Source organism: Actinoplanes solisilvae (assembly GCF_003999975.1).
Classification (GTDB): domain Bacteria; phylum Actinomycetota; class Actinomycetes; order Mycobacteriales; family Micromonosporaceae; genus Actinoplanes; species Actinoplanes solisilvae.
Genome location: NZ_RJAC01000011.1, coordinates 1 through 15,085, shown reverse-complemented (window position 1 = coordinate 15,085; position 15,085 = coordinate 1). Strand labels below are relative to the sequence as shown.

Sequence of the window (15,085 nt, the reverse complement as noted above, 5' to 3'; positions counted from 1 at the left end):
AGGGGGTGAGCGGGCCGGTGGTCGTCGACGAATATGTGCTGGCGCGACCGGGGGCCGCCCTGGCGCCCTTCATCGCGCAATATTCGGGTTATCGGCAGCGTGGGGTCGCGCCGATGCGGCATCTCGGGTTGCCGTCGCCCTGGCTCACGATGATCCTGACGATGGAGGATCCGCTCGTCGTTGCCGCTCATCCGGATCCGCGGCAGCGGCCGGGAAGCTTCGACGCGCTGGTCGGTGGGTTGCATCTGGGGCCGGCGGTGATCACACACGACGGGCGGCAGTCGGGGATTCAGGTGGCGTTGCGGCCATTGGGGTGCCGGGCGCTGCTCGGGGTGCCCGCCGGGGAGCTGGCCGGGCTCGACGTCGACGCGGCAGCGGTGCTCGGTGAGGCGACGGTGGCCGAGATACGGGAGCGGCTGGTGGCGGCGCCTGATTGGCCGAGCCGGTTCGCGGTGGTCGAGTCCGTCTTCGGGCGACGACTGACCGGCGGCCGGCCGCCGCCCGGCCCGCCGCTGCCCGGCCAGCCGCCCGGCTCGCTGCTGCCCGGCCCGCCGCCGCTGACATCCGCATCGCCCCGCGGCGCGAACGACGCGGACAGCGCGAACGCCGTGAATCGGGTGAGTGGGACGGGCGTCGCGCCTGAGGTGGCGTACGCGTGGGGGCTGGTCTTGCGGGGTGTGCCGATCAGGGCCGTGGCGGGGGCCGTGGGGTGGAGCGACCGCCACCTGGCGAAGCGGTTCCGGGCCGAGATCGGGCTGCGGCCCAAGGAGGCGGCCAGGGTGGCGCGGTTCGATCGGGCGCGGCGAGCTCTGCGGCCTGACGGGCGGATCGCCGAGGTGGCGGCGCGACACGGGTTTGCCGACCAGTCGCATCTGGTGCGTGAGTTCCGGGCGTTGGCCGGGTGCACGCCGACCGAGTGGCTGGCCGCCGAGTTCGGTTTTGTCCAAGCGCTGATGCTCACGTCCGCGCAGGATGTGGGGCATGACTGATGCGAAGACACCGCCACCACAGGTGTGGCCGACGCTGCGGGCCACCGACGCCCGGGCGCTGATCCGGTTCCTGGTCGACGCGTTCGGCTTCGAAGAGGTCGTCGTTCACGGGGAGGGCGACCGGGTCGATCACGCCCAGCTCGCCTGGCCGCTGGGCGGGGGCATCATGCTCGGCTCCGAAAAGCAGGGCGACGACACGTGGCCGTTGAAGCCGGGCACGTTCGGCGCCTACGTCGTGGCCGACGACGTCGACGCGCTGCATGAACGGGCCGCGAAGGCCGGGGCCGAGATCCTCCAAGAACCGTACGACACCGATTACGGCTCGCGGGATTTCCGCGCGAAAGACCCGGAGGGCAACCTCTGGTCGTTCGGCACCTACCGCGGAGAGCCCACGCCTTAGCCCTGCAGCAATCCTCGTTCGAAGGCCACGGCGACGGCCGCCGCCCGGTCGCGGACGCCCAGTTTGGCGTACGCGTGCAGTAGGTGGGTCTTGACCGTGGCCTCGCTGATGAACAGGCGCGAGGCGGCCTCCTTGTTCGAGTTGCCGCGGGCGATCAGGGCGAGCACCTCGAGCTCGCGCTGGCTCAGCGGCTCCTTCGCGGGCGAGCGCAGGCTGCCCATCAGCCTGCCGGCGACCGCCGGGGAGAGCACCGACTCGCCCCGGTGTGCCGCCTCGACGGCGCGGAAGAGCTCGTCGCGGGAGGCGTCCTTCAGCAGGTAGCCGGTGGCGCCCGCCTTGATCGCCGGGAGCACGTCGGCGTCGGTGTCGTACGTCGTCAGCACCAGCACCCGCGCCCGGCTGCCCTGCTCGCGCAGCGCCTTGATCGCGGTCACGCCGTCCATGCCGGGCATGCGCAGGTCCATCAGCACCACGTCGGGGTCGGTCGTGCCCGCCACGGCCAGCGCCTCACGGCCGTCGCCGGCCTCGCCGAGCACGTCGAAGCGGTCGTCACCGGCGAACATGCCGCGCAGGCCGTCGCGAACGACCGGGTGGTCGTCGACGATGAGCAGGCCGATCATGCGGCGGCCCCGACCGCGATGGCCGGGACGCAGGCCGACAGGGCCGTGCCCGCGCCCGGTTCCGACTCGACCTCGAGGCTGCCGGCGATGCGGGCCAGTCGTTCCCGCATGGCGGCCAGGCCGTAGCCGCCGGTGTCGGAGAACGCCCGGGGCACGTCGAGGTCGAAGCCGGCGCCGTCGTCGCGCACGTCCAGGGTCACCACATCCTCCATGTAGGACAGGGTCAGCGCGACGCGTTCGGCCGCCGCGTGCCGCGCCACGTTGGCCAGAGCCTCCTGCGCCGTACGCAACAGGGTCGCCTCGATCTCGGGCAGGAGCCGCCGGGCCACGCCGGTCGTGATCAGCTCGGCGTCGACCTCCTGCACGCGCGACCATTCGGTGACCACCTCGCCGATCGCCTCGGGCAGGCCGGCGCCCTCGAGGGTGAGGGGCCGCATCGCCTGCACCGACCGGCGGGCCTCGGTGAGGCTGTCGCGGGCCAGGCGCTTGGCGTTGCCGAGGTGGCGGCGGCGGTCGGCCGGGCGGTCGTCGGCGCCGTCGGCCGCCTCGAGCTGGGTGACGATGCCGGTGAGGCCCTGGGCGAGCACGTCGTGGATCTCGCCGGCCATGCGCTGCCGCTCGTCGAGCACGCCGGCCTCGTGCGCCTGCACCAGGAGCTGGGCATGCAGGCCGGCGTTCTCCTTGAGCGCCGCGCCGAGCTTGGCGTTCGCCTCGGCCAGCTCGTCGATCATGCGGGCGCGTTTCTCGCCCTGGTCGTGGGTCCACATGGTCACCCAGATCATCACGTTGGAGACCCCGATGTTGATCGCCAGCACGACGAGGAAGACCGGGATGACGGCCGGGTCGGCCAGGTTGGGGAACCCGCCGATCTGCGAGATCGCGCCGGCCCCGGCGACCAGGGTCCCGGCCGCGAGGCGGCGCCAGCTCTTCAGGCCGTACGTGGTGAGCAGGTAGCCGCTCCACACGAAGAACCCGAACAGCGGGCTCGACCAGACCAGCAGGTAGAGAAGGGCGGCCAGGCCCACGAAGAAGACGATCATCTTGCGTTCGTCGTGCTCCCACTGGGGGTGCAGCGGGACCCACCAGAGCAGCCAGCCGAGGGTGGCGGCGACGGAGACGCCGACGACGATCCACGACTGGTGCGGAACTCCGACCTGGGCGCCGGCCACCAGCAGCACGAGCGAGGCGGTCAGCGCGATGTAGGGCAGCCGCATCATGATGCGGTCCACGCGGGTCGCCGTCGACTTCTCCGTCACTTCAACCACTCCCGTTACGACCAGCGGAACAGGCGGACCGCCGCGAGCCCGAACACGACCAGGTAGCCCACCAGAACCGTAGCCGAGAGCAGGTTGGGCCAGCTGCCCGTCATCGCGTCGTTCAGCGCCCGCTCGCCCGCCCCGAGCGGGGTGAAGTCGGCGATCTTCCGCAGGACCTCGGGCATGACCTCGCGCGGCGTCCACAGCCCGGCGAAGAACATCAGCGGGAAGAACAGGATCGTGCCGACCGAGCTGCCGGCTTTGCCGCTGGGGACGACCGCGCCGACGAAGAGACCGATCGCCAGTACGCCCGCCGCGGTGAGCACGAAGGCCAGGACGAACCCGCCGAACTGCTCGGCCAGGCGTACGCCGAAGGCCAGCCGCCCGACGGCGAGCACGAGGGCGGTCGACACCACGGCGGTGATCCCGTGCATGGCGAGCTGGGCGCCGAGCATCTTCAGCGGCGAGACCGGGGTGGTGGCGAGCCGGCGCAGCACGCCCCGCTCGCGATAGGTGGCCAGCACGGCCGGGGCGATCTGGATGGCCACCATGGCCAGCGTGAGCGCCACGGCGATGCCGACGTAGAGGTCGATGACGCGCGCGCCACCAAGGTCGGCGCTCGGCTCCCGGAACGACGGGATGCTGCCGAGGATGATCACGAGCAGGGTCGGGAAGAACAGGACGAAGAACGCCGAGACCGGTTCGCGCAGGAACAGTCGCAGCTCGGTCAGGGTCAGTTTGGCGAACACGCGCATCGGATTCACTCCTTGCCGGACCGGCTGGTCAGCCGCACGAACGCGTCGTCCAGGCTGGCCTGTTCGATCCGCAGCTCGGCGGCGATGATCTGGTTGACGGCGAGCGTCGAGGTGACGGCGTGCAGCAGGTTGCCGGTGCCGATGACCTCGATCTGCTCGCCGTGCCTCTTGACCGAGCGCACCTCGGGCAGCGCCGTGAGCAGCGCGTCGTCGAGAGGCCGGGAGGGTCGGAAGCGCAGGCGCTGCTCGGTGTCGAGGCCCGAGATCAGGCCGGACGGGGTGTCGAGCGCGACGACCTCACCGTGGTCGATCACGGCCAGCCGGTCGCAGAGCCGCTCGGCCTCCTCCATGAAGTGGGTGACCAGCAGGATCGTGACGCCGCTGTCGCGGATCGACTCGATCAGGTCCCACGTGTCGCGGCGGGCCTGCGGGTCGAGTCCGGTGGTCAGCTCGTCCAAGATCGCGATCTTGGGACTGCCGATGAGCGCCAGTGCGATCGACAGGCGCTGCTTCTGGCCGCCGGAGAGCTTGACGTACCGGGTGTTCAGCTTGTCGGCCAGGCCCAGCTCGCGGGTCAGCGCCCGCCAGTCGGCCGGGTCCGGATAGAAGGAGGCGTACAGGTCGAGCGCCTCGCGGACGGAGATCTTGTCGGGGAGCTGGCTCTCCTGCAGTTGGACGCCGACCTCGTAGCGCAGCGTGGAATCGTGCGGCTCACGGCCGAGCACGTGGATCGTGCCCTGGTCGGGACGGCGCAGCCCGGCGATGCACTCGACCGTGGTGGTCTTGCCGGCGCCGTTCGGTCCGAGGATGCCGAAGATCTCGCCGGCCTCCACCGTGAACGACACGTCCCGCACCGCAACCGTTTCCCCGTACGCTTTGCGCAGGTCACGGACCTCGATGACTGTCATGCGTCCAGCGTCGCAACGCATCGGCCGCGGCGAATCGAACAGCTCGCTGCACCGTGGGTCAACCGGTTGGTGGATGCGGGGCTACGCCATGGCTTCGGTGTTCGAGTTCTTGCGCTGGCCGGTGACCGTGGCGTAGACCGAGCCGACCTGGGCGGCGACCCGCTTCCACGAGTACGCCTGCCGGGCGCGGTCGAGGGCGGCGGTCGCGTACGCGAAGCGGCGAACCCTGTCGTTGACCAGCCGTCGAAGCGCCCCGCCGAGCGCCCGAGGATCGCGGGCCGGCACCAGATCGCCGGTGAGCCCGTCGACCACGGTCTCGGTGAGGCCGCCCACCGAGGTGCCGATCACCGGCACGCCGCAGGCCATCGCCTCGAGGGCGGACGGCTCGAACTGCTCCTCCCAGGGCGCGGCGACGAGCAGGTCGGCCGAGCGGTACCAGCGAGGCAGGTCAGCCTCGGACACCGCACCGACAAGCTTGAACCGGTCTCCCACCTGCAGCTTCTCGGCCAGCGCGCGCAGCTTGCGGGCGCCCGGGTCGGCCGGGAGCTGATCGGCCGGCGGGCCGCCGATGACGACCACCTCGGCGCGCGGCACGTAACGCATGGCCTGGATGACGTCGCCGAAGCCCTTGCGCTCGACGAGCCGGCCCACCGACAGGATGCGCGGACGGTCGGGGTCACGCTCGACGGCCGGGCCCTCGGGGCTGAACCGGACACTGTCGACACCGGCGGGCACAACGGTCAGGCTGGCCCGGGGCACGCCGATGCGCACGAGGCCACGTACCTCGTCCTGGGTCTGGGCGACGACGCGGTCGACGGCCCGGCCCAGCGCCCGCTCGTAGCCGGTGCGGGTGGGCTGGTTGCCGCCGGTCTCGGCCTCCATCTCGCCGAGCTCGTGGAACGACTGCACGATGGGGATGCCGATCTGGCGGGCGGCGGTGACGGCGGCCAGACCGCTGGTCCAGAAGTGGGCGTGGGCGACGTCGGGCGTCCAGTCGCCCGTACGCCAGGCCTCCTCGAGCAGCCGGGCGAACTCGCCCATGTGCGGGAGCAGCAGGTCGGGCGGGAGGAAGTGGGGTGGGCCGGCGGCGACGTGCACGATCCGGATGCCGCCCGGCGTCGTGATCACCTCGGCCACGGCCGGGTCGTCGCGGCGCGCGAAGACGCGCACCTCGTGTCCGAGCTCGGCCAGCGCGGCGGAGAGATCGGCGACGTGGGTGTGCCGGCCCCCGTCCCCGAGGGGGCTGGCGTGCTCGGAAATCATGGCGATGCGCACGTGTTCCCCTCCGTCGCCGATGCGGTTCGCGGTGGCTGATGCCCGACTGCCGGATCCGTAAACCTGCGCCTATCCGTTACGCCGGTTTCTCGCAGGGTATGTCCTGGTCGTGGCTATCGTGCAGCGTACTGTTCAGGCTCCCCCGGACCGGGTGTTCGCCGTGCTCGCCGACGGCTGGACCTACAGCGACTGGGTGGTCGGCACCACCCACATCCGCGACGTCGACGAGGCCTGGCCGCAGGTCGGCGCGGAACTGCACCACAAGGCCGGGCCGTGGCCGCTCTCGCTGCACGACTCGTCGACGGTCGTGCTCGTCGAACAGGACCGCCGCCTGCGCCTGCGCGCGGGACTGTGGCCGCTGGGCGAGGCGGTGGTCGACATCCGGCTGGAACCCGAGGGCATCGGCGCGACCCGAGTGATCATGCACGAGCAGTTCGAGCGCGGCCCACTGCTGGCCGCCCGCAACAAACTCAACGACCTCGTCCTGCACCGGCGCAACATCGAGGCCCTGCGCCGCCTGGCCGACATCGCCGAGAATGCGCCCTTACGTCAACCGGTCGAGGTAATACCGACGATATCGGTCAAGGATCGGTTCGATCTCTGAGGTAGCTCCCTGATCGAGCCGGTCGAACACATACCGGTAGACCGCGACGTCCTGGGCGCCGGTGGCGATCATCGACGTGCTGAATACGTCGATCACCACACTCTGGCTGTCCATCAGCTCGAAGCCGTGCACGAACGGGAGCGTCCACGGCGCGTCGGACGGGATGATCCTCAGCGAGACATTGGGCTGCTCGGCCAGCACTCGGAGGCGCCTGATCTGGCCGAGCATGGTCTCGGCGCCGCCTACCGCTTGGGTCAGCGCCGACTCGGCCATCAGGAGGAAGAACCGCCGATCCGGGTCGGCCAGGATTCCCTGCCGCTGTATCCGAGCGGCAAGAACGTCGGCGAAGACATCGTGCTCTGCTTCTGGATCGACGGCGTCCCTGATCTCCCGGACGGAGGCAAGGACCGCACGAGCGTATTCGCCCGTCTGCGCCAACCCGGCGACGACATCGGACCGGAAGATTCGGAACTCCCGCGCTCCTCGCTCGCCACGGGCGACCGCGCGCTGAAGCGTCGAGACCGATCCCGCGGCTGTCCGCAGGTCGGTGACACGGTTCTGCGCCAGTTCCGCGCGTTCGACCAAGCGAGCAACCAGGTCCGACGTCGCGCCGAGGGCTCGGGCCACCCGGCCCACGTCCCGCGGGGCAACCTGGGTCATACCCGTTTCTATCCGCGAGATCTTGCTCTGACTCATCTTGACCAGCCGACCCAGCTCAGCGCCGGTCAGACCGGCCTTGACCCGCAACCGGTGGAGGACCACACCGACCGGCACCGACGGCGACTCGCCGTTTTCCAGCAGGTCGTCTGTCACCTCAACCCCTCCACCGGCGCGGCCTCCGGCACGGTCGGTCAAGACTGGTTGCGCACAGCCGCAGCCAGCAGTTCGGCGGGGATCTCGACCAACAACTCACCCGGCGGCGGAGTTACGCCGGCGTCCTTGCCCTCGAAGGCATACCCCTGGACCACAACCGTTCCACGATCGGTGAGGTACACAGTGGGACAGCTGCCGGCAGTACACGAGGCAGCCAGCAACTCAAGCCGGCGTGCCTGGGCCTCTGGACGCATTTCGGTCTCGCTCATCTCGCTGGTCAACATCCCGTCTTTAGTGTTCATTCAGGCCGCCCCTGTCCCGAAGGACGCTGCATACGGCAACGGCCAGCGAGGTTCAACGACGTAGCACTGTGTTAGGTGGCACCCCGACAGGAGGCCAATTGGCGAACAATGTCCGCTATCTACGCCCTCTGCATATGCGCGGGCGCGTTTACGGCGAGTCGAACTGAGCTTACGGGTTACGGTGAGATAGGTCACGCCTAAATGAAGATCCCAGGCCAGAACTCAGCCCCTGGGACGGGCCCGTTCGCGTGCCGGCGTACCGGCACCCGAATCGCGCCAGCCGGTCAGGTCAGGCGGGACGCCGCCCGCGCGAGCAGGTCACAAGGAATCTCGACGAGGCCCTCGCCGGGCGCCAGGGTGAGGCCGGCATCCGTTTCACTGATCGCGTAACCCTGCACGACGACCGTTCCGCGATCGGTGACGTAAACGGTCGGGCAGCTGCCGATGACGCAGGAGGCAGCCAGCAGCTCCAGCCGGAAGGGCTGCCGCTGAGTGCCGGGAACAGCCTCATTGTCCATGTTCAGCAACCTGTCCTATAGCGACGGACGTTCTTGTATTCGCCGGGTATCCAGGCCTCGATCGGCAAGCATGCACGGCATCCCACCAGGGACGGCTACGTAGCGTTGTGTTACCTGGCAAGTTGCCAGGTAGCCATTTCGCCCGGCAGTGTCCTTTATTCGCGTCACATGCATATGCGGTGGCGCGGCGTCAGAAGAACCCGCAAGCTGACCATAGAACATGGGTGACTCAGATCACACACAGGTCTGAATCGCTGGACGGCGCCGCATCGTCAGGAGGCCATGATGACCCTATCGACGCATACCACCGCTGGTTCTCTGGCGGCGCACGGCATGATTTACCTGGTGATCGCCGGATTATGCCTGGCACTCGCGGCTCGCTCACTGCGAAACCTGTTGGTGCCGATCGGCCCGCTCGTACGCGCCGTCACCGCCGCCGTCACCATCGCCTTCTGCCTCGGCGCAGCGTTGGTGCTGCTCACGGCAGCTCTCGTGAACGGCCGTTGAGATGAGCTACGCGCTCTTCGCCACCGTTGCGGCGCTCGTCGCCCTATGCGTACTCGCTGAATTGCTGGCCGCCGTGGTTCCGCTCGTTGTGGTGATCGCATTCGTGCCGCCGGAGGAGAGGCCCGCGCTGGCCGTGACCCTCGCCGCCGCCGACAGCTCGCGGCGGTTGCGGTTGTGGCCGGCCCTGCGTGTCGCGGTCACCGCGCGCCGGGTCAGCCGTAGACGGCGCGGTTCCCCGCGTTGATCAGCGCTCGGTAGGCGCCGCCGACCAGGGCGCGGTCGCGGGCCAGGGCGGCGCGGGCCGCGTTGGCGCCGGGGGCGCCGTGCACGCCGCCGCCCGGGTGGGCCGACGAGCCGGCCAGGAAGAGGCGATCGACCGGGGTGTCGGCGCGCCCCAGACCCGGCACGGGCCGCAGGAAGAGCTGCTGGAAGGCGGCCGCCGTGCCGCCGCCGAGCGCGCCGCCGACCAGGGCCGGGTTCTCGCGTTCGAGGTCGGCCGGGGCGAACACGTTGCGGCCGACGACCTCGCGCCGGAAGCCGGGGGCGTGGTCCTCGATCACCTGCTCCATGCGGTCGACGTGGGCGGCGATCTGGTCGGGTTCCCAGTGTTCGCGATGCGGCAGGTGCGTGTAGGCCCAGAGTGACTCGGTGCCGGCCGGCGAGTGTGCGGGGTCGGCGGTTGTCATCTGGCCGAGCAGCAGGAACGGGTCGGGCGGAAGTTCGTCGGTGGCCAGGTGCGCCGCGTACCGGGTGAGGCCGTTGAGGTCGGCGCCCAGGTGGACCGTGCCGGCGCCGGCCGCGGCCGGGTTCTTCCACGGCATCTTGCTGCGTACCGCCCAGTCGACCTTGACGGTGGCGCCGTCCCACCGGAAGTGCCGCAGGTCCTCGACGAGCAGGGGCGGCAGCCAGCGTTCGCCGACCAGATCGAGATAGAGGGCCGGAGCCGGCACATCCGCCAACACCGCCCGATACGCGCGATATCTCCCCGTCGCGGCCTCCACGCCCATAGCCCGGCCGCGAGCGATCAAGACCCGCGAGACCGGCGAGTCGTAGACGATCCGCCCACCCCGCTGCAGCAACCGCGCCACCAGCGCGTCGGTGATCTTCTGAGCTCCACCGACCGGCAGCGGCCATCCGTGTTCCTGACCCAGCATCGCGAGCAGCCACCCGTAGACCCCGCCCCCGGCCTCCTCGGGCGACAGATCGGTGTGCAGGGCGCACCCCGCCAGCAGCAGCGTCGCCCCCTCCCCACGGAACGCCTCGGTGCCCAGCTCTCGCACCGAGAGCAACAGTCGTCGGGCCAGCCGCAGGGCGCCGGGCGTGCCCAGCCCGCGCACCACCCCGAGAGCGCCCCGCACCGGCGGGAAGGGCCGCAGGATCGCGTCCAGCATCGACCGGGAGACCTTGCCCCACTGGTCGAACTCGTTCCTCCAGCGGTCGCCGTCCCCGCCGGCGAACCGCTCGACCGACTCCATCGTGCGCTCCAGGTCGCGACTGAGCGTGACCCCGCGGCCGTCGGGCAGCAGGTGGGTCAGCACCTCGGGCGCGTGCGTCCAGCGCAGACCGTGATCACCTAGATCGAGGCCGTTCAGCACCGGGGAGGCGTACCCCAGGGGGTAGAAGGAACTGAAGAGGTCGCTCAGATAGCCGGGCGCGGTCACGAAGCCCGAGCGCACCGCCCCGCCCGGGTTGGGGGTCGCCTCCAGCACCACCACCGACCATCCGGCGTCGGCCAGCAGGTTGGCCGCGACCAGCCCGTTGTGGCCCGCACCGACGACGATCGCGTCCGCGGTCTCCATGCTCGGCCTCCGTGTTTGTTGCTCTCCGTGCTCGGGTAGATGCGCCCTCGAACGAGCCCGAGGAGCCGGCATGAGCACCGAGCCCCACGTCGACCGGGAGTCCGAGGCCCAGGCCGACACCATGACCCCGCGCCCGGTGCCTCGCCGGCTCCGCCAGTTGCGGTGGCGTTACTGGCGGGGTGTGCTGTGGCGCAGCGTCGCCGGCTACATCGAGGACGACTGTTCTGACTTCGCCGCCGCGATGACGTATCAAACCTTCACGGCCTTGATTCCCTCGCTCGTCGTGGTCGTCGCGCTCATCAACCTAGTGACCGACGGTTCCACGGTCCTCACCGCCACGGTGAGCATCCTCGACGATCTGGGCCTCGCCTCGGTCGTCGGCAACGAGAACCTGCTCTCGGTCGTGCAGGCGCTGCTGGTGCAGCAGAACTCGGCCAAGGTCCTGTTCGGCTTCGGTCTGCTCTTCGCCCTCTGGTCGGCCTCCGGCTACGTCGGCGCGTTCACCCGGGCGTCCAACCGCATCTACGGCGTCGAGGAGGGCCGGAGCTGGTGGCTGCTGCAGATCCTGGAGATCGCGCTGGCCGCGGTGGCGCTCGTGCTGCTCGCCGCGGTCGGGGCCGGCCTGGTGATCAGCGGCCCGCTGGTGGACGCGGTGGGCGACGCGATCGGGGCTGGTGAGACCGCCCGGACGCTCTGGTCGATCGGTCGCTGGCCGGCGCTGGTCGCGATCGCCACTCTCGTACTCTCGCTGCTCTTCTGGATCGCGCCGAACGTGCGGCAACCCCGGTTCCGCTGGCTCACCGTGGGCGGCACGGTCGCGTTGCTGGTGTGGAGCCTGGCGTCATTCGGGTTCGGGCTGTACGTGGCCAACTTCGGCTCGTACAACCGCACCTACGGCAGCCTCGGCGCGATCATGGCGTTTCTCGTCTGGATCTATCTGTCGAACATCGCCGTGCTGCTCGGGGTGCAGGTCAACGCCGAGGTGCAGCGGGCGCGGCTGCGCCAGGCCGGCGACGAGGATCCGAAGACTCCCCTGGCGCCCCGTTTAGCCCCCTCGGGCCCGGGCACGTCTTAGTGCGTAAGGCGGGGTAACACCAATGTGAGGAGCCACATCGTGAGTACCGTGACCGAGTCCGTCGACGTCGACGTCCCCGTGCGCACCGCGTACAACCAGTGGACCCAGTTCGAGGAGTTCCCCCGGTTCATGGAGGGCGTGAACGAGATCCGTCAGCTCGACGCGACCCACACCCACTGGAAGACCGAGATCGCCGGCGTGAAGCGCGAGTTCGACGCCGAGATCACCGAGCAACTGCCCGACGAGCGGGTGGCCTGGAAGTCGACCGAGGGTGAGAAGCAGGCCGGCGTGGTCACCTTCCACCGGCTCGACGACACCCACACCCGGGTCACCGTCCAGATGGACTACGACCCGCAGGGCTTCATCGAGAACGCGGGCGACAAGCTGGGCCTGGTCGACCGCAAGGTGAAGGGCGACCTCAAGCGGTTCAAGGAGTACATCGAGAACCGCGGCGGTGCCGAGAGCGGCGCCTGGCGCGGTCAGGTCGACCGCTCCGGAATCTAGGCCGCGTAGTCGGTCGACCGGCTCAACGAAGCCCACTGCTCAGCCTCGGCGTTGCGGGCCAGTCCGGCCGCCAGCGCCGAGGCCCCAGGAACACCACGGGTACTCACCCTGGCCCGTCGGTGCGGCGCACGGCCAGGATGCCCACGGACGAGCGGGCGCGCAGCAGATAGCGGTCGCGGGCCGACGGCCAGGTCGCCGGGGCCAGCCTCGTCCCGGGCGGCAGCTCGGCGGCGCCCCGGTCCAGCCGAAGGCGCAGCGGAACCGACCGCGGCGTGCTGACCGCCAGCCGCCCGACGCCGCCGGTCAGCGTGAGCGGGACCGTGCCGACCGGTCGCGGCAGGCGCAGTTCGACCAGCCCGGACGCGCCCACGTCGACCCGGGTGACACGTCCCCGGGTCAGGTCGAGGCGCTGCTCCCCCGCGCCGGCGGGCAGGCGCAGGTCCCAGCGCACACCCCGGTTGAGCACGATGCGCACCTCGTCGGGACCGTCGGCACCGGTCGCGACCAGGGCCGCCCGCACATCGTTGCCGCGCCGGGTCACCCGCGGGGTCAGCCCCGAACCGGAGGGAGTCGTGATGCGGTAGAGCAGTCCTGGGATGTTGGCCAGCACGAGATGCACTCGCGACGATGCGTCGGCCACCAACAGTGAGGCACGCCCGACGTCCTGTAGCGGCCCGGTGACCACGTGATCAAGCGGCGGGGCCGGTGAGGGGCGCTCACAGCCGCCGGCCAACAACGCCACTACCAGGAGAAAGGCAGGAATTGAGTCACGGCGGCGCAACGCTGAGGGCACGATCGGACAACGGAGAATCGGCCGAACGGGTGACGGCGGCCCGTCCGTTGCGAGTTAACTTGTCCGAATGCGTTCTGCCGGTTTCCTCTCCGAAGGTCAGCGCCGACTCGCCTGGGTGGGCTTCCTGCTCGCCGCGTTTCAAGCCCCGCTGGCCGCGAAGTTGATCGACGACGCGTCCTGGCTGTTCGCCGTGGTCGTCGCCCTGGTCGTCGCCACCGTGATCCTGGCCGACGACGCGCAACGCCGCCGCCCTACCCCGGTGGAGTAGACGACCCGGAAAGGTTCAACCGACCTGCACCGGTACAGAGAACCGTCAGCTACCCGGGCGACCTTAACGTTCTCCTCATGAATGGCCTGTTCAGCGGCGCTGCCGCCCGTGCTGCCCACCGTTCCGCCCACGCCAGCCTCACCGAACTGCACGACACCGTCGGTGTCAGCGGTCTCGAAGCGGCCGACGCCAACCCCGGTCTGATGGCCGTCGTCGACCAGCACGCCGCCGGCATCCGCGACAGCCTGTCGTCGGACGTCCGCCCCCTGACCGCGGTCCTGCTGGCCGCCTACGCCGAGGGTGTGCGCGACGCCGCGTTCACCCACGGCTGGCGCCCGCCGGTCGACGTCGACTGGACCGCCAACGACTGGGTCCTGCGCCGCCTGCTGGCGGTATGCGTGATCGCCCGCACCCTGCCCGCCCTCTGACCCGCTCCCACCCAATCCGCTGAATCGACCTTTCATTCGAGGGCCGGCACCGCACAGGTGCCGGCCTTCCTCATTCCCAGATCAACTTCATGACGTACGAGTCGTGCCAAGCCCTGGGCGCGCCTGCGAGCCAGGCGTGACCTCACGGCCGTAACCCACGACCGGCCCCATCGTCTGCCCGTTACCTCTCAGTGTGCTTTGGTGAGCACATGGTCGGTAGTCCTGCCTTGCGGCGGGACGGTCCCGGTCTGACCGACTGATGTCGTGCCGGGTTCACGCTTCACAGCCACCTGCCCGCATACACGGGTCTTCCGGTCAGCTCCACGTGCTGCCACCGAGCCACTCCCGGCAGTATTGTCGTACTCGACCGCGAGAGCGGCCGGGTCTAGCGCGGCGTTCCGGTCCGGTCGATGACCAGCCCGCACGCCTCACAGGCGAATTCGCGCTCGGACAGAGCCGGCTTGGTTGTCACCGCGCCCCATGCCGAGCAGGTCTTGGAAAAGCGACCCTGCAACGCGCCCTTGCACAAACGTTGACATCACGGCCAGCCGCCGAGATCGCAGAGACGACACCGGAACGCACACCATCGCTCACGGCCCCCCTTCCTGCCCGCGCCCATCGGGACGAAAGCAGCCTCCCGTACCGCATGGCAACTAGTCAAGAGACATATTGTCGTCTGCCTAGGATTTGGCACGTGGCGTCGCGGCACGGTTGCCTACGGGGTACCGGTGGCCGCTGCCCATTCTTTCCATCGAGCCGCCCACGGCCACCGGCACACCGGCGGAGTGCAGATTGACACCGTCACTATTGCCAACCAGTGAGCACTACCGACTATCAACACGTCAGCAGATGCCACCCCGCGGTCACCCCGCCTGCGCGCTCGCGCCGAACCACCGAGCCACGTGGACGCTCAGCTCCCGCTGGTCGTCACCGGCCCAGGCCACGTGCCCGTCCGGGCGTAGCAGCAGGGCCGGAGCACTCAACTCCGAACTGGTGTCGATCACGTGGTCGATCCGGTCGCCCCAACCCTGGACCGACAGCTCCCCGGTCTGGTCGATCAGCAGGCCACGCCCGGCCCGCATCAGCTGATAAAGCCGTCCACGCCCGAGCACAACATCCCGCTGGCGGCGCCCCACCAGACCCGCACCCGCGCCCGCACCCGCGCCCGCACCCGCGCCCGCACCCGCGCCCGCACCCGCGCCCGCACCCGCGCCCGCACCCGCGCCCGCACCCGCGCCCGCACCCGCGCCCGCACCCGCGCCCGCACCCGC

At 70.2% G+C, this 15,085-nt stretch carries 20 protein-coding genes and 1 pseudogene; 9 read left to right on the top strand and 12 right to left on the bottom strand.

Going from position 1 to position 15,085, the window contains the following annotated elements:
- The first annotated feature begins 5 nt into the window (after nt 1–5).
- Nucleotides 6–989, top strand: a complete 984-nt coding sequence (locus EER30_RS25305; protein WP_240670293.1) for a helix-turn-helix transcriptional regulator — start codon at nt 6–8, stop codon at nt 987–989.
- The gene (locus EER30_RS25300) at nt 982–1,389 is read left to right on the top strand and encodes a VOC family protein (protein WP_127503093.1); all 408 of its coding nucleotides are present in this window, start codon (nt 982–984) and stop codon (nt 1,387–1,389) included. The genes EER30_RS25305 and EER30_RS25300 overlap by 8 nt, the downstream gene beginning before the upstream one ends.
- On the opposite strand, the gene EER30_RS25295 is transcribed toward EER30_RS25300, so the two are convergent.
- The 5 genes from EER30_RS25295 to EER30_RS25275 form a co-directional block, all read right to left on the bottom strand.
- Entirely contained in the window at nt 1,386–2,009 is a 624-nt protein-coding gene (locus tag EER30_RS25295) for a response regulator (protein ID WP_127503092.1), read from the bottom strand. The two genes, EER30_RS25300 and EER30_RS25295, sit on opposite strands and share 4 nt — an antisense overlap.
- Complete coding sequence (locus EER30_RS25290) at nt 2,006–3,265, bottom strand: sensor histidine kinase (RefSeq protein WP_240670292.1); 1,260 nt, start codon at nt 3,263–3,265, stop codon at nt 2,006–2,008. Before EER30_RS25290 ends, EER30_RS25295 begins: the two co-directional genes overlap by 4 nt.
- A 14-nt stretch (nt 3,266–3,279) precedes the next feature.
- Entirely contained in the window at nt 3,280–4,020 is a 741-nt protein-coding gene (locus EER30_RS25285) for an ABC transporter permease (RefSeq protein ID WP_127503091.1), read from the bottom strand.
- A gap of 5 nt (nt 4,021–4,025) precedes the next feature.
- Nucleotides 4,026–4,928 carry an ABC transporter ATP-binding protein gene (locus EER30_RS25280; protein ID WP_127503090.1) on the bottom strand — a complete coding sequence of 301 codons (903 nt, stop codon included), beginning with the start codon at nt 4,926–4,928 and terminating at the stop codon, nt 4,026–4,028.
- Between the two features lie 81 nt (nt 4,929–5,009).
- Complete coding sequence (locus EER30_RS25275) at nt 5,010–6,203, bottom strand: glycosyltransferase (protein WP_127503089.1); 1,194 nt, start codon at nt 6,201–6,203, stop codon at nt 5,010–5,012.
- Between the two features lie 109 nt (nt 6,204–6,312).
- Between EER30_RS25275 and EER30_RS25270 the strand changes: the two genes are divergently transcribed.
- The gene (locus EER30_RS25270) at nt 6,313–6,807 is read left to right on the top strand and encodes an SRPBCC family protein (RefSeq protein ID WP_127503088.1); all 495 of its coding nucleotides are present in this window, start codon (nt 6,313–6,315) and stop codon (nt 6,805–6,807) included.
- On the opposite strand, the gene EER30_RS25265 is transcribed toward EER30_RS25270, so the two are convergent.
- The 3 genes from EER30_RS25265 to EER30_RS25255 all read right to left on the bottom strand — a co-directional run bounded on the left by EER30_RS25265 (nt 6,748) and on the right by EER30_RS25255 (nt 8,440).
- On the bottom strand, nt 6,748–7,569 hold the full coding sequence (locus EER30_RS25265; protein ID WP_255436902.1) for a helix-turn-helix domain-containing protein: 822 nt from the start codon (nt 7,567–7,569) through the stop codon (nt 6,748–6,750). The two genes, EER30_RS25270 and EER30_RS25265, sit on opposite strands and share 60 nt — an antisense overlap.
- An 89-nt stretch (nt 7,570–7,658) precedes the next feature.
- Nucleotides 7,659–7,922, bottom strand: coding sequence for a hypothetical protein (locus EER30_RS25260; protein ID WP_240670290.1), 264 nt, complete (start codon nt 7,920–7,922; stop codon nt 7,659–7,661).
- Nucleotides 7,923–8,206: 284 nt separating this feature from the next.
- The gene (locus tag EER30_RS25255; RefSeq protein WP_205650413.1) at nt 8,207–8,440 is read right to left on the bottom strand and encodes a hypothetical protein; all 234 of its coding nucleotides are present in this window, start codon (nt 8,438–8,440) and stop codon (nt 8,207–8,209) included.
- A gap of 333 nt (nt 8,441–8,773) precedes the next feature.
- Here EER30_RS25255 and EER30_RS47310 point away from each other — a divergent pair, with 333 nt between their 5' ends.
- Together EER30_RS47310 and EER30_RS25250 are read left to right on the top strand one after the other, a co-directional pair.
- Nucleotides 8,774–8,947 (top strand): hypothetical protein, encoded by a 174-nt coding sequence (locus EER30_RS47310; protein WP_164842475.1) that lies wholly within the window; start codon nt 8,774–8,776, stop codon nt 8,945–8,947.
- Between the two features lies 1 nt (nt 8,948).
- Nucleotides 8,949–9,191: a hypothetical protein gene (locus EER30_RS25250; RefSeq protein WP_127503086.1), complete on the top strand. Its 243-nt coding sequence runs from the start codon at nt 8,949–8,951 to the stop codon at nt 9,189–9,191.
- On the opposite strand, the gene EER30_RS25245 is transcribed toward EER30_RS25250, so the two are convergent.
- Nucleotides 9,160–10,746 (bottom strand): phytoene desaturase family protein, encoded by a 1,587-nt coding sequence (locus EER30_RS25245; protein ID WP_127503085.1) that lies wholly within the window; start codon nt 10,744–10,746, stop codon nt 9,160–9,162. The genes EER30_RS25250 and EER30_RS25245 overlap by 32 nt on opposite strands.
- A 70-nt stretch (nt 10,747–10,816) precedes the next feature.
- On the opposite strand from EER30_RS25245, the gene EER30_RS25240 reads away from it, so the two are divergent.
- On the top strand, nt 10,817–11,821 hold the full coding sequence (locus tag EER30_RS25240) for a YihY/virulence factor BrkB family protein (protein WP_240670289.1): 1,005 nt from the start codon (nt 10,817–10,819) through the stop codon (nt 11,819–11,821).
- 39 nt (nt 11,822–11,860) lie between these two features.
- Nucleotides 11,861–12,325 (top strand): SRPBCC family protein, encoded by a 465-nt coding sequence (locus tag EER30_RS25235; protein WP_127503084.1) that lies wholly within the window; start codon nt 11,861–11,863, stop codon nt 12,323–12,325.
- Nucleotides 12,326–12,428: 103 nt separating this feature from the next.
- On the opposite strand, the gene EER30_RS25230 is transcribed toward EER30_RS25235, so the two are convergent.
- The gene (locus tag EER30_RS25230; protein WP_240670288.1) at nt 12,429–12,965 is read right to left on the bottom strand and encodes a hypothetical protein; all 537 of its coding nucleotides are present in this window, start codon (nt 12,963–12,965) and stop codon (nt 12,429–12,431) included.
- Between the two features lie 220 nt (nt 12,966–13,185).
- Here EER30_RS25230 and EER30_RS25225 point away from each other — a divergent pair, with 220 nt between their 5' ends.
- Both EER30_RS25225 and EER30_RS25220 read left to right on the top strand, forming a co-directional pair.
- Entirely contained in the window at nt 13,186–13,386 is a 201-nt protein-coding gene (locus EER30_RS25225; protein ID WP_127503082.1) for a hypothetical protein, read from the top strand.
- Nucleotides 13,387–13,463: 77 nt separating this feature from the next.
- Nucleotides 13,464–13,814: a DUF6401 family natural product biosynthesis protein gene (locus EER30_RS25220; RefSeq protein WP_127503081.1), complete on the top strand. Its 351-nt coding sequence runs from the start codon at nt 13,464–13,466 to the stop codon at nt 13,812–13,814.
- A gap of 863 nt (nt 13,815–14,677) precedes the next feature.
- On the opposite strand, the pseudogene EER30_RS25210 reads toward EER30_RS25220, so the two are convergent.
- Nucleotides 14,678–14,968: pseudogene (locus EER30_RS25210) on the bottom strand (aromatic-ring hydroxylase C-terminal domain-containing protein); the annotation flags it as partial.
- Nucleotides 14,896–15,085 (bottom strand): hypothetical protein (locus EER30_RS47305; RefSeq protein WP_205650410.1); only part of this gene is annotated, 190 nt, incomplete at its 5' end. The gene EER30_RS47305 and the pseudogene EER30_RS25210, both read right to left, overlap by 73 nt.

Excerpts from the sequence above, each read along its gene's own strand:
- EER30_RS25240 (WP_240670289.1), top strand. The coding sequence starts at position 10,817 with ATGAGCACCGAGCCCCACGTCGACCGGGAGTCCGAGGCCCAGGCCGAC.
- EER30_RS25300 (WP_127503093.1), top strand. The coding sequence starts at position 982 with ATGACTGATGCGAAGACACCGCCACCACAGGTGTGGCCGACGCTGCGG.
- EER30_RS25245 (WP_127503085.1), bottom strand. The coding sequence starts at position 10,746 with ATGGAGACCGCGGACGCGATCGTCGTCGGTGCGGGCCACAACGGGCTG.
- EER30_RS47310 (WP_164842475.1), top strand. The coding sequence starts at position 8,774 with ATGATTTACCTGGTGATCGCCGGATTATGCCTGGCACTCGCGGCTCGC.
- EER30_RS25260 (WP_240670290.1), bottom strand. The coding sequence starts at position 7,922 with ATGAACACTAAAGACGGGATGTTGACCAGCGAGATGAGCGAGACCGAA.
- EER30_RS25220 (WP_127503081.1), top strand. The coding sequence starts at position 13,464 with ATGAATGGCCTGTTCAGCGGCGCTGCCGCCCGTGCTGCCCACCGTTCC.
- EER30_RS25250 (WP_127503086.1), top strand. The coding sequence starts at position 8,949 with ATGAGCTACGCGCTCTTCGCCACCGTTGCGGCGCTCGTCGCCCTATGC.
- EER30_RS25295 (WP_127503092.1), bottom strand. The coding sequence starts at position 2,009 with ATGATCGGCCTGCTCATCGTCGACGACCACCCGGTCGTTCGCGACGGC.
- EER30_RS25225 (WP_127503082.1), top strand. The coding sequence starts at position 13,186 with ATGCGTTCTGCCGGTTTCCTCTCCGAAGGTCAGCGCCGACTCGCCTGG.
- EER30_RS25285 (WP_127503091.1), bottom strand. The coding sequence starts at position 4,020 with ATGCGCGTGTTCGCCAAACTGACCCTGACCGAGCTGCGACTGTTCCTG.
- EER30_RS25255 (WP_205650413.1), bottom strand. The coding sequence starts at position 8,440 with ATGGACAATGAGGCTGTTCCCGGCACTCAGCGGCAGCCCTTCCGGCTG.
- EER30_RS25280 (WP_127503090.1), bottom strand. The coding sequence starts at position 4,928 with ATGACAGTCATCGAGGTCCGTGACCTGCGCAAAGCGTACGGGGAAACG.